General features: G+C 72.6%; 9 protein-coding genes. 6 read left to right on the top strand and 3 right to left on the bottom strand.

Going from position 1 to position 12288, the window contains the following annotated elements:
• Positions 1–4: 4 nt before the first annotated feature.
• Both ACH414_RS30985 and ACH414_RS30980 read right to left on the bottom strand, forming a co-directional pair.
• On the bottom strand, positions 5–1174 hold the full coding sequence (locus ACH414_RS30985) for a peptidoglycan-binding protein (protein ID WP_398944356.1): 1170 nt from the start codon (positions 1172–1174) through the stop codon (positions 5–7).
• Positions 1171–1668: a hypothetical protein gene (locus tag ACH414_RS30980; RefSeq protein WP_382544210.1), complete on the bottom strand. Its 498-nt coding sequence runs from the start codon at positions 1666–1668 to the stop codon at positions 1171–1173. Before ACH414_RS30980 ends, ACH414_RS30985 begins: the two co-directional genes overlap by 4 nt.
• A gap of 89 nt (positions 1669–1757) precedes the next feature.
• Here ACH414_RS30980 and ACH414_RS30975 point away from each other — a divergent pair, with 89 nt between their 5' ends.
• From ACH414_RS30975 to ACH414_RS30950, 6 genes are all read left to right on the top strand, one after another.
• Positions 1758–2417 carry a response regulator transcription factor gene (locus ACH414_RS30975; protein ID WP_398944354.1) on the top strand — a complete coding sequence of 220 codons (660 nt, stop codon included), beginning with the start codon at positions 1758–1760 and terminating at the stop codon, positions 2415–2417.
• On the top strand, positions 2414–3673 hold the full coding sequence (locus ACH414_RS30970; protein ID WP_398944352.1) for an ATP-binding protein: 1260 nt from the start codon (positions 2414–2416) through the stop codon (positions 3671–3673). Before ACH414_RS30975 ends, ACH414_RS30970 begins: the two co-directional genes overlap by 4 nt.
• Positions 3674–4018: 345 nt before the next feature.
• Positions 4019–5536 carry a chitinase gene (locus tag ACH414_RS30965; protein ID WP_398944350.1) on the top strand — a complete coding sequence of 506 codons (1518 nt, stop codon included), beginning with the start codon at positions 4019–4021 and terminating at the stop codon, positions 5534–5536.
• Positions 5537–5829: 293 nt separating this feature from the next.
• Positions 5830–7074 (top strand): ATP-binding protein, encoded by a 1245-nt coding sequence (locus tag ACH414_RS30960; RefSeq protein WP_398944348.1) that lies wholly within the window; start codon positions 5830–5832, stop codon positions 7072–7074.
• 135 nt (positions 7075–7209) lie between these two features.
• Positions 7210–7794 carry a hypothetical protein gene (locus ACH414_RS30955; protein WP_398944347.1) on the top strand — a complete coding sequence of 195 codons (585 nt, stop codon included), beginning with the start codon at positions 7210–7212 and terminating at the stop codon, positions 7792–7794.
• Positions 7795–7962: 168 nt separating this feature from the next.
• Positions 7963–10725: a S8 family peptidase gene (locus ACH414_RS30950; protein WP_398944345.1), complete on the top strand. Its 2763-nt coding sequence runs from the start codon at positions 7963–7965 to the stop codon at positions 10723–10725.
• Positions 10726–10876: 151 nt separating this feature from the next.
• Here the strand turns inward: ACH414_RS30950 and ACH414_RS30945 are convergent, their stop codons facing one another.
• A complete protein-coding gene (locus tag ACH414_RS30945) occupies positions 10877–12103 on the bottom strand; it encodes an aromatic acid exporter family protein (protein ID WP_382544640.1) in 1227 nt (408 codons plus the stop codon).
• Between the last annotated feature and the right edge of the window lie 185 nt (positions 12104–12288).

The following is a 12288-nucleotide window of genomic DNA, read 5'->3' as shown; positions in this document are numbered from 1 at the left end:
TCCCTCATGCGTCCGGCACCCCGACCTTCATGCCCTCGCGCAGACCTCCGCCGGTGACCTCGACCCGGCCCTGGCCGAACAGTCCGAGCTCGACCCGGACGTCGCGGGTCCGGCCCTGCTCGACGACCTGTACGCCGAAGCCGCCGCCGGGCAGCGCGAGCAGCGCGTTGACGGGGACGGACAGGACGTCCTGGCGGGTGCGGCCTGTGAGTTCGACCGTCACCGGGGACTGGTCGACGCCCTTCACCTTGGCGGGCTCGTCGAAGGAGACGATGATCTCGATCTTCGGGGTCTTGTCCTGAGGGTCCTCGCCCGCCGAGGCGCTCTTGCCGACCGCGGAGATCTTCCCCGGCAGTTCGGCGCCGTCCGGCAACCGGACCTTCACCCGGGTCCCGGTCCTCGCCGACTCGGCCTCGGCGACGGGCAGTTCGAAGCGGACCACCCGCTCGGAGCCGGTCACCGTGAGCACCGGGCTGCCGGGAGCGATCCGGTCCCCGGGCGCGAGCCGGCTCCCGCCGGAGCCGCCGCCCGCGCCCCCGCCCGTGCCGCCTCCCGCGTCGGCGCCCGCGTCCTTGACGCGTACCGCGCTGCCCGCGAAGGCGATCCGGTCCGGGCCGACCGTGCCGGTCTGCTTCATGTCGTGGGACTTCTGCCAGCGTTTGACGGCCGCGGCGGTCTTCGCCGTGAACTCCTCGTCGACGTCGAAGCCGGTGAAGCCGAGGGCCGCGAGGTTCTCTTCCAGCTGCCGGACGTCCTTGCCCTTGTCGCCGGTCTTGAGCGTCCGGTACATGGGCTCGTCCCCGTACATCAGCCGGACCGGCTCCCCGTCCACCTCGTAGAGGCGTCCGTCCCGCTTCACGACGGATCCGGCCGGGGCGATCCAGGTGAGGGTGCCGCCGGGGCCGCCCGCGTTGATCTTCCGCTCGCCGAGGTGCCCGAGGGTGCCGTCCTTCTGGGAGCTGTCGCTGAGGTCGCCCCTGGTGACCGGGGCGGTGGCGGGCGGCAGCCCGCGGGAACCGGCGGCCCCGGCCTGCGGGTCCCGGTCCCGGTCGGCGGTCAGGGCGGTGACGGTCGCGCCGGCGCCCGCGACGGCGGTGATCGTCGCCAGGGCGATGATCAGTCGGCGCCGGCCGAGCGGGCGCTCGCCCTCGGAGCGGTCGTCACGCCGGCTCATCGGGCCACGCCCTCGCACGCCTTGGCGGCCTTGTCGAACTTCTGCTTCTCCGCCCCCTGCGGGATGGGCAGGGCCTGCTGGGCGTTGCCGTCGAACTTCGGGTCCGGCATGTTGAAGCCGTTCTCCCGCATGCAGCGCGCGTAGGCGAGGGCCTTGTCCTTGTCCGCCTGGGTCGGCTCCTTGCCGAAGCCGGCGCCGCCCGCCTTGTCCTGGCAGGCCTTGAAGGCCGCCTCCATCTTCTCCTTGGACATGCCGTCGCCGCCGATGGTGAGCCCGACGCCCTTCTCGCCCGGCTTGGGCTCGGGCACGTCGAGGCCGTGTTCACGCAGGCACTTGCGGTGCTCGAATGCCTGGTCGGCCTTCTTGCCCTCCTCGCTCCCACCCCCGCTGTTGCTTCCGCCCGGAGCGGAACCCGAGCAGGCGGCGGTGAGCAGGGCGACGGCAGCGGCCAGGGAAGCGGCGGCGGCCACACGAGTCGTGGTTCGTATCGTCATGGCTCAGACGGTGCCGCGAAGGGATGTTTCGCTTCTCTCAGCGGTTTCGTTTACATCGGCGAAAGGTCCCCTTCGGATACACAGGGGGCATGCGCGTACTACTGGTGGAGGACGAGGCGTTTCTCGCCGAAATGATCGCCGAGGGGCTGCGCCGTGACGCGCTCGCCGTGGACGTGGCGGCCGACGGCCTCGAAGCGCTGCGGAAGCTGCAGCTGGGGGAGTACGACGTGCTCGTCCTGGACCGTGACCTGCCCGGGATGCACGGCGACGACGTGTGCCGACGCGTGGTCGAGCAGCGCCTGATGACCCGGGTGCTGATGCTGACGGCGGCGGGCACGGTACGGGACCGGGTCCAGGGCCTCGGCCTGGGCGCCGACGACTACCTGACCAAGCCCTTCGCGTACGACGAGCTCCTCGCCCGCGTGCTGGCCCTGGGCCGGCGCGCCAGGCCGGCGCTGCCGCCCGTCCTCGAACGCCGCGGGATCGTCCTGGACACGGCCCGCCGCCAGGCCAGCCGGGACGGTCGGCACCTGCACCTGTCGCGCAAGGAGTTCGGCGTCCTGGAGGCGCTGCTGCGGGCGGAGGGCGCCGTGGTCAGCGGCGAGGACCTGATCGAGCAGGTCTGGGAGGAGCACACCAGCTACCGGACCAACGCGGTACGGGTCACCCTGAGCAAGCTGCGGGCCAAGCTGGGCGAACCGCCCGTGGTGGAGACGGTGCCGGGCGCCGGCTACCGGATCACGTCATGAGCCGCCGTCTGCCCGCGCGCCTTCCTCTCGGAGGGGAACGAACCCGGCTCACCGCCCTGTACGCCGGTCTCCTCCTGCTCGCCGGCGCCCTGCTCACCGGGGTCGTGTACATGCTCGTGCAGGAGGGCCTGTACTCGTCGATCAGCACGGCCGTCACCACCGCCGTACCGGCCCAGCGGCTCGAGAACCTGCCGGACTCCTGGCAGAGCGCTCTGCCCACCCGTCCGCTGCCCAGCGCGGCCGTGCCGAGCCCCGCCGCGACCCTTGGACCGGGCGAGGTACCGGCCCGGGCGCTCGCGATCACCCGGACCGTCAGCGACGCCGCCGAGTCCGCCGCCCTGGACCGCCTCCTGACGGTCTCCGTCGTCGTCTTCGCCTGCTATGCGGTCCTCTCGGTGGCGCTCGCCTGGTGGGCGGCCGGGCGGGTGCTCCGGCCGATCGCCGTGATCACCGACACCGCCCGCCGGCTGTCCGGTGCCAACCTCCACGAGCGGATCGCCCTCGACGCTCCGCCCGGCGAACTCAAGCGGCTCGCCGACACCTTCGACGGCATGCTCGGACGGATGGAGCAGCTCGTCTCCGCCCAGCAGCGGTTCGCCGCCAACGCCGCCCACGAGCTGCGCACCCCGGTAGCCGTGCAGCGCGCGGCGGCGGAGATCGGACTCGCCGGTGATCCCTCGCCCGAGCGGGTGGCGCGGATCCGCTCGAAGCTGGTCGAGGTCGCGGACAACAGCGAGCGGATCATCGAGGGACTGCTCCTGCTCGCCGCCTCCGACGAAGGACTCCAGGAGCGACGCCGGGTCGAGCTGGCCGAGGTCGCCCGGGAGACGGCCGCCGCCCTCGCGGACGAAGCGGCCGAGCGCGGGGTGACCGTCGTCGTACGGCCCGAGCCGCTGGCGGTCGAGGGCGACCCGGTGCTCCTGGAGCGCCTGCTGCACAACCTGGTCGCGAACGGCGTGCGCCACAACGTCCCCGAGGACGGCCGTGTGGAGGTGCGCACCGGCCCGGACGGCATCACGGTGACGAACACCGGCCCCGCCGTGCCGCCGGAAACCGTGCCGCTGCTCTTCGAGCCGTTCCGCCGCTCGGCCGCCCGCACCCACGCGCCCGACGAGGGCGTCGGCCTCGGCCTGTCGATCGTCGACTCGATCGCCCGCGCACACGGGGCGGAGGCGACGGCGGCGGCGAACACCGAGGGCGGGGGCCTGACCGTACGGATCCGCTTCCCCGAAGGTGCTCCGGGCCCGGCCGGCTGACCTCGGACGGTCTCGGACGGTCTGGGGCGGCCCCGGACGGTCTCGGGCGGCCTCGGCGGTCTCGGCGGTCTCGGCGGTCTCGGACGCCCAGGGGCGGGACGGCCACGGGTCCCGGGGCGTCACCGTTGGCTCGCTGGACCAATCCGCGTGCCCGCACGCATCGCTCCAGCCAGCACCCGCACCGGCTCGATGTACCACGCAACGAATCGCGAAATTGGTCTAGTCCAAGTTTGGTCCAGGCCATTGACGTGCCCATGGCCGCGGGGTTACTCCGTATCCCAACAGTGGTGCGCGACAAGGATGTTGACGCACTCCCCGCATCCCCCACAGCCACATTGGATCGCCATGAGACGACGTTCGCTCCGCTCGGCTTTCACCGCCGCCGTCACCGCCGTGGCCGCCTTCGGCCTCTCCGCCGTCGCCGCCGCCCCCGCCCAGGCGGCCACCCCGCTCCCCGCCCGGGTCTTCGCCCCGTACTTCGAGTCGTGGACCGGGGAGAGCCCCGCCGCCCTGAGTGCGCAGTCCGGCGCCAAGCACCTGACCATGGCGTTCCTCCAGACCGCCACCAAGGGCTCCTGTACCGCGTACTGGAACGGCGACACCGGCCTGCCCGTCGCCCAGTCCTCGTTCGGCGCCGACATCGCGACCATGCGGTCCCGCGGCGGCGACGTCATCCCCTCGTTCGGCGGCTACACGGCCGACACCACCGGCACCGAGATCGCCGACAGCTGCACCGACGTCAACCAGATCGCCGCCGTGTACCAGAAGGTCATCACGACCTACGACGTCACCCGGCTCGACATGGACATCGAGGTCGACTCCCTCGACAACACAGCCGGCATCGACCGCCGCAACAAGGCCATCAAGGTGCTGCAGGACTGGGCCGCCGCCAACGGCCGCCAGCTCCAGATCTCCTACACCCTGCCGACGACCACCCACGGGCTCGCCGCGAGCGGCCTCGCGGTCCTGAAGAACGCCGTGACCAACGGCGCGCGCGTGGACGTCGTCAACCTGATGACCTTCGACTACTACGACAACGCGGCGCACGACATGGCCGCGGACACCAAGACGGCCGCCCAGGGCCTCTACGACCAGCTCGCCAAGCTCTACCCGACGAAGACGGCCGCCCAGCTCTGGGGCATGGTCGGCATCACCGAGATGATCGGCGTCGACGACTTCGGCCCCGCCGAGACGTTCACCCTGGCCAACGCCCGCACGGTCTACGACTGGGCGGTCTCCAAGGGCATCAACACCCTCTCCTTCTGGGCGCTCCAGCGGGACAACGGCAGCTGCCCCGGCGGCGCGGCCGCCGACGGCTGCTCCGGCATCCAGCAGAACACCTGGGACTTCTCGCACATCTTCGCCCCCTTCACCAGCGGGACGACGACCCCGACCGACGACTTCTCGGTGAGCGCCTCCCCGGCCTCCGCCACCGTCGCCGCCGGCGCGTCCACCTCGACGACGGTGAAGACGGCCGTCACCGCCGGTACGGCGCAGACGGTGAACCTCACGGTCAGCGGCCTGCCCGCCGGCATCACCGCCACGCTCAGCCCCACCTCCGTGACGGCCGGGGGCTCCTCGACCCTCACCGTGAACACCACGACGGCCACGGTCTCCGGCACGTACCAGATCGTGGTCAACGGAGCGAGCCCCTCGGCCGGCCACGCGGCGGTCTTCTCCCTGACCGTCACCGGCGGCGCCACGCAGTGCACGGCCGCCCCGTGGGTCTCCTCCAGCGTCTACACCGGCGGCCAGCAGGTCTCGCACAAGGGCCACACCTGGAAGGCCAAGTGGTGGACGACCGGCGAGGAGCCCGGCACCACGGGCGAGTGGGGCGTCTGGCAGGACCTCGGCGCCTGCTGATCTCCGCTCCCCACCCCCTGTTCCCCGCTCGCCCACTCCCCCACCCGCCTGGGGCCCGCCGTACGGCGGGCCCCGGGAATCGGGGGCCTGAGGGTCGCCGGGAATGAGGTCGTACGCGGCATCGCCGGGCTCGCAGCGGCGATGCCGCGGCCGTTGTGGGCCCTGGGGCCGACCTCCTCCGGACGGGCGCCCACGCGCCCGTCCATCCCTTCGACACACACAGCCTGACCTGGTGCTTTCCCGGATTGCGCCTAGGCTGACAAGCCTTGCGGGCACCTGCCGAGGGGAACACCATGAGCGAGGGCACCAACGCGTACGACGCCAGTCGGATCCAGCTGCTGGAGGGGTGGGAGGCCGTGCGGAAACGGCCCGGGATGTATGTCGGGTCCACCGGTGAACGCGGCCTCCGGCAGATGGTGTTCGAGGTCACCGACCGCGCGGTGAACGAGGTCCTGGCCGGCCGCGCGAGTCGCGTGGACGTCACGCTCACCTCCGACGGCGGCGTACGGGTCCGCGACGACGGCCCGGGGCTTGCCGTCGGGGACGCGGCTGCCCCCGGCACTCCCGGTCTCCAAGCCCTGCTCACCGAGATGCAGTTCGGGACGGGAGGCCACGGCCGCCGCAGCGTTTCCCTTGGCCTGTGGGGCACGGGGCCCTTCGTCGTCAACGCCCTCTCGAACCGCATGACGGCCGAGGTGCGACGCGACGGCGCCCGCTGGGTGCAGGAGTACGCGCGCGGCGTCGCGGTCACACCGCCCACGGAGACGGGGCCCGCGACCGACAGCGGGACCACCCTCACGTTCTGGCCTGACGCCGGGATCTTCGGGACGGCCGAGTTCTCGTTCACGGAGCTGGCGGACCGCTTCAGGGAACTGGCCTTTCTCAACCGCGAGATGGACATCTCCCTGACCGATCGGCGCCACTCCCCCGCACCCCGTTCGGTTCGTTTCCGGTTCCCCGGCGGGGCCCGGGACTTCGTCGTCTTCCTCGACGCCCAGGAAGCGGCCCCAAACCACGCGCTTGCGGAGGCGGAGGCCGATGCGGAGGCGGAGGCGAGCGTCATCGGTTTCGAGCGGGAGGACCCACGGATGGGCGGGGCAGTGGAGGTGGCCCTGCGGTGGAACGACTCGGGCGCCGAGCGCGTACGGTCCTTCGCCAACAGCCTTCCCACCGTGGCGGGCACGCACGTGAGCGGGTTCCGTGACGGAGTGGCGGCGGCCGTCAACGGCTACGCACGCGGGCGACGACTGCTGACGGCGGCGGACCCCGATCTCGGGAGCGACCGGATGGGTGCGGGGATGACGGCCGTCGTGTCGGTGAAGCTGGACGAACCCGAATTCCACGGCTCCGTGCGGAACACGCTGGGCGGCACCGCGGTGCGCTCCTGCGTCGAGGAGGCCGTCCGCGATCACCTCGGCCGCTGGCTCGAGGAACACCCGGAACAGGCCGCAGCCGTCGTCGGGCGGGTCGTCCGGGGCGCGGCGGCATCAGGAGATCGGGGCGCGAGCGAGGCGCACGGCGGGCTCTCGCCCCGCTGACGACGCCCGCTGGGCTGCTGCCCTCGGGGCTGCTCGCCGTGGCTCCCCCGTCGCCGTCTCCGCCACCGTCTGGCACGCCACGAGCCGCGGAAACTCGTGTGAGCGGGCCGACCGCGTCTGCCAGACTCCGCCGACATGAGCACTTCGCAGGCCCTTCCGGTCCTCCGCACCCCCGATCCGCTGCTCGCCCTCCAGGCCGCCCGCCGCCTGCTGGCTCTGGGCAGTCCCCTGAGCCGGTTCCGGGTCAACGCGGAGACCCACGCGCTGACGCCGGCGGAGGCGCGGCGCGTGGTGGCCGCCTTCCCGGACGCCTGGATCAGCCCGGCCGACCCGGGCCGGCCCGAGTCCGAGGCCGAGGTCCGGCGCATGATCACGTCGGGCGACCAGCGGGTGGCGGCCCTGCTGCCCGCCGAGGTCAGCATGGAGGACCGGCCCGTCGGGTCGATCGAGGAAGCGTTCCTCGGTGTGGTCGGCTCCGGGCCGGCTTCGATGGACTGGGGCTTCTTCACCTGGCCGGCCGTTCCGGAACTCGACCTGGAGAGCAGCACCAAGGATTCCTACGTGCAGATCGCCCTCAACGCCGAGGACGTGTCCCGCGACATCCCGTCCGCGCAGCACACGGTCTTCGTCCACTTCCGGTGGGGCGACACCGTGCGGGGCGAGTGGCTGGCACGCCAGGCCGGGCTGCGGCCCGCCGGGCCGGCGCAGTGGGGCTGGTAGTCGGCGTCGTCCCTGCATGATTGACGCATAGTCAGTTTTGATGCAGCGTGCGCTTTTTCGGCAGTGGAGGGGGTAACTCCCCTTCTCGACAGGCCGTTCGATACCGTGTCGCCTTCTCAGTCATGATCACGCGGGTGTCCCCCACCGCCCGCTTCACGATGGAGCGACATGAAACGACCTATACGGTCCATGGTCGTCACGGCGCTGGCCGCCGTGGCCCTCGGTGCGATACCGGCCCACGCCGCCCCGGTGAGCACCAGCCCGGCATCCCCCACGCCGGGCGGCCCCGTCGGCGGGGCGCTGAAGGAGGCGGTGTCCGACGGAGGTACGGTCAGGGTCAACGTCGTCACCAGGACCCGTTCCGACCTGCCCGCCGCCGCCCGGGCCGGCAAGTCCGGCAAGGCGCTCAAGACCCTGTCCCTGCTGCCTGTCACCACCCTGAACGTGGACAGCGCCGGACTGGAGAAGCTCGCCGCGCAACCCGGTGTCGTGAGCGTCACCGAGGACGTGGCCGTTCCGCCCACCCTCGACTCGACGATACCGATCGTCGGTGCCGACAAGACCGCCGCCGCCGGCCAGACCGGCGCCGGCACCATGGTCGCGATCCTCGACACCGGCGTCGCCGTCAAGCACCCCTTCCTCGGCAACCGGGTCTCCGTCGAGGCGTGCTTCTCGACCAACAACCCCGCCTCCGGCGTCACCAGCCTGTGCCCCGACGGCACCGAGCGGCAGGAGGGAGCGGGTTCGGCGGACTCCGAGAGCGGGCCCTGCGCGGGGTCGGGCCTCTGCAATCACGGAACGCATGTCGCGGGCATCGCCGCGGGCAACGGGCAGGGGCTGTCCGGAGCCCCCAAGGCCGGTGTCGCGCCCGGCGCGAAGATCATCGCGATCCAGGTGTTCAGCAGGTTCGGCACCGAGGAGTCCTGCGGAGTCGGCAAGGCGCCGTGCGTCCTCTCGTACAGCAGCGACCAGTTGGCCGGACTGGAGAAGGTGCTCCAGCTCAAGCAGGCCGGGACGCCGGTCGTGTCGGCCAACATGAGCCTGGGCGGCGGGCAGTACACGACCGCCTGTGACACCGACTCCCGCAAGGTGGCCGTCGACAACCTCCGCGCGGCGGGCGTCGCCACGGTCATCTCCGCCGGCAACAACGCGTACACGGACGCCGTCGGCGCGCCCGGCTGCATCTCCTCGGCGATCACCGTCGGCAGCACCATGGACGACGACACGCTGTCCTCGTTCACCAACCGGGGCCCGCTGCTCGACGTGTTCGCGCCCGGCAGCAACGTCGTCTCCTCCGTGCCGGGCAACGCCTACGCCTCGTACAACGGCACCTCCATGGCCGCCCCGCACGTCACGGGCGCCTTCGCCGTGCTCAAGCAGGCGTATCCGCGGGCGAGCGTCTCGGAGCTGGAGTCGCTCCTGGAGAGCACGGGCAAGCCGATCAGCTACCCGGGCGCCACCACCCCGCGCATCCGGCTCGACCTGTCGGCGCGGACCACTGACTTCGACTGCGACGACGTCGAGGACACGGTCGTCGGCGATCCGAAGGCGACCGTGGGCGGCGACGCCAACGCCGGTGTCGTCCGTGTGCTGTACGGCGGCGGCAAGGCCCCCGCGGAGATCAGCCAGGATCTCGGCCCCGTGTCGGAAGGCGCCGAGCCGGGCGACTCCTTCGGAGAGAACGTCTCCGCCTTCGACTACGACCGGGACGGCTGCACCGACCTCGTCGTGGGCGTCCCGGGTGAGGACGTCGGTACGGTCGCGGACGCCGGTTCCGTGCAGGTCTTCTACGGCGCCGCGGGCGGCCTCTCCACGGGCAGGGCCCCGCTCAACCTGGTGCAGGGCACCGGCGCGGGCTCGATCCTGTCCTCGGCCGCGGAGGCCGGTGACCGCTTCGGCGCGGCCGTCGCGGCCGGGCACACCACCGCCGGTGAGCCGTACCTCGTGATCGGCGTGCCCGGCGAGGACCTCGGCACGGTCACCGACGCGGGCAGCGTCCACTACCTGCGCGGCAGCGTGAACGTCGCCGTGCACCAGGACAAGCCGGGCGTGGACGGCACCGCCGAGGCCGGTGACAAGTTCGGCGCCGCCGTCGCCGCCTCCGCCAACCACGTCGTCGTCGGCTCGCCCGGCGAGGCGATCGGCACCCTGGCGAACGCGGGCGGCGTGCAGATCCTCAAGCACGCCGTGAACGCCGACGGCATCCCCACGCCGGTCCAGGGCATCAGCCAGGACGACGACTTCGTCTCCGGTTCGGCCGAGGCGGGCGACCAGTTCGGCGCGTCCCTGGCGGCCGTCGCGTACTGCCCGTCGGCCACGTCCGCCGCGACCGACACCGTGTTCGCGGTGGGCTCCCCCGGCGAGGCCCTGGCCGTCGGCACCAGCACCGTCAGCCAGGCGGGCGCCGTGCAGTCCTTCCGCGTGACCGGGGCGGGCGCGGTCACCCAGGCGGCCAACTTCAACGCCGAGGTCGACAACGTGCAGGGCGCGGCCGAGGCGGGGGACAAGTTCGGCCAGAAGGTCGCCCTCGCCAACCTGGCCCCGCACGAGCCGGCCTCCGCGAACACCCTCGTCCTCGCCGTCGGCATCCCGGGCGAGGACGTCGGCACCACGGCGGACGCGGGCGCGGTGCAGACGTTCTATCCGTTCGGCGCGCCCGGTGACACGGACTTCTGGCTGGAAGCGGGCAACGCCTCCGGCCTCGGCGGCACCCCGACCGCGGGCCACGCCATCGGCAACCACCTCGGGGCGACCGCCACGCGCCTGTACGTCGGCGTGCCGAACACCGCTCCGTACGGCGCCGTCTACGCGCTGCCCTGGGGCAACGCGACCGGTGGCCGCACCGGTGCCACCGGCACGGTGACCGTCCACCAGCCGGGCCGGAACGGCCTGCCGGCCGCGGGCGGGGGCTTCGGCTGGGCCATCGGCTGACGCGCCCCGGCCGAGACCGTCCGAGGGCGAGGCCCTGGAGGAACGTCCTCCAGGGCCTCGCCCGCTCCCCGGCGCCGAAGGAACCTCCTCCGGGGCCCCGTCCGCACCCGCCCGCTCCGGCTCCGGCTCCCGCTCCGGCTGCTAGAGCGGCTCACGCAGCCTGCCCGCCCCGTCCCAGGCGGTACCGGTCGGCGAGCCGCCGGCGCCGCTCGCGCCGTTCGCGGGTGTGGCGGTCGAGTTCCTCCATCAGACGGCGGCCCCGGTGCTCCGGGTCCAGCTCGTCCAGGATCCGGTCGAGTTCGGCGAGCATCGCCCCGTACAGCTGCCAGCGGCCCGGTTCCCGCAGGGCCAGTGCCAGCAGGAGTTCGGCTGCTCGGCCCCGGCAGGAGCGGGCCGCCCGCAGCGAGCCCGCCAGTCGGCTCTCGGCGGCCTCCGCGGCCTCGCTGCCCGAGGCCGTCACCAGCACGGCGAAGCTGACGAACGCGTCGGCGGTGTGCTGCGAGGTCTCGCGCAGCGCGAGGGCCGCCGGACCGGGCAGCAGCTCGCCGCCGCCCCGCTGTTTGGCCAGGTCGGTGAGCGTACGGGTCAGGACGCGCAGCACCACCGTGCAGATCTCCAGGGTGTCCAGACCGGTACGCAGCACGATCCGGTGCAGCAGTCCTTCCTTGACGCGCGGGTTCAGGCGGAGGCTCTCCTCGGCGGTGCGCAGCGCCCCGTCGACCGCGGCCACGTCGTTGTCCAGGCGCCGCGCCTCGTGCAGCCGCGCCGCCGCCCGCTCGACGGGCGGTGCGCCGCCGAACTCCTCGGCGACGTCCAGCAGCAGCCGGCGCATGCGTCGGGCGAGGTCCTCGATCGAGTCGCCGGCGGTGTCGACCCAGACGGGCGGGGCGAGCACGAGGTTGAACAGCAGGCCGACCACGGCGCCGATCAGGGTCTCGAGCACGCGGTCCCAGGCGGTGTGGGCGACCTGGGTGACCCCGAGGACCAGCATGGCGCTGATCGCCACCTCCGGGATGAACTCCTCGACCCTCACGAGGCGGCCCACCAGCAGGGAGGCCAGGATGATCAGCGCGAGGCTCCACCACGTCAGGCCGACGAGCACGCTGAACGCGATGGCGATCAGCACGCCGACGACAACGGAGTTGACCCGCCGCAGGCTCGTCGTGAGCGTCGAGTAGAGCGTGACCTGCACGACGAGCAGCGCGGTGAGCGGTGCGGTCAGCGGCGCCGGCTCACTGCTCAGCCACAGCGCGACGACGTACGAGATCGTCGCCGCCGCCGTGGACCGTACCGTCTGCACCACGAACGGGTCGCGCCGCAGCCCGTCGAGCCACTCCCTCGTCCGTTCCCGCCGTGCGGCCGCCCGACCAGTTCGCACCACCGATCATCCACCTCACTTCCTGCGCCCGGCCCCCGCCAGGGGGCCCGCGCGACCGAGCCTGTCATCCCACGCGTACCCCGGAGCGTCCACCACGCCACACGGGAATCGGATCCCGGAACGGAACGGTCCAGCCCCCGCGCCTGAAAGATTTCATTCACAGTATTGATGTCTGTTCATTCCCA

It is taken from the genome of Streptomyces sp. NPDC020422 (genome assembly GCF_044386705.1).
GTDB lineage: Bacteria > Actinomycetota > Actinomycetes > Streptomycetales > Streptomycetaceae > Streptomyces.
The sequence above is the reverse complement of the archived record's forward strand: the minus strand, read 5'-3'. Positions and strand labels throughout refer to the sequence as shown.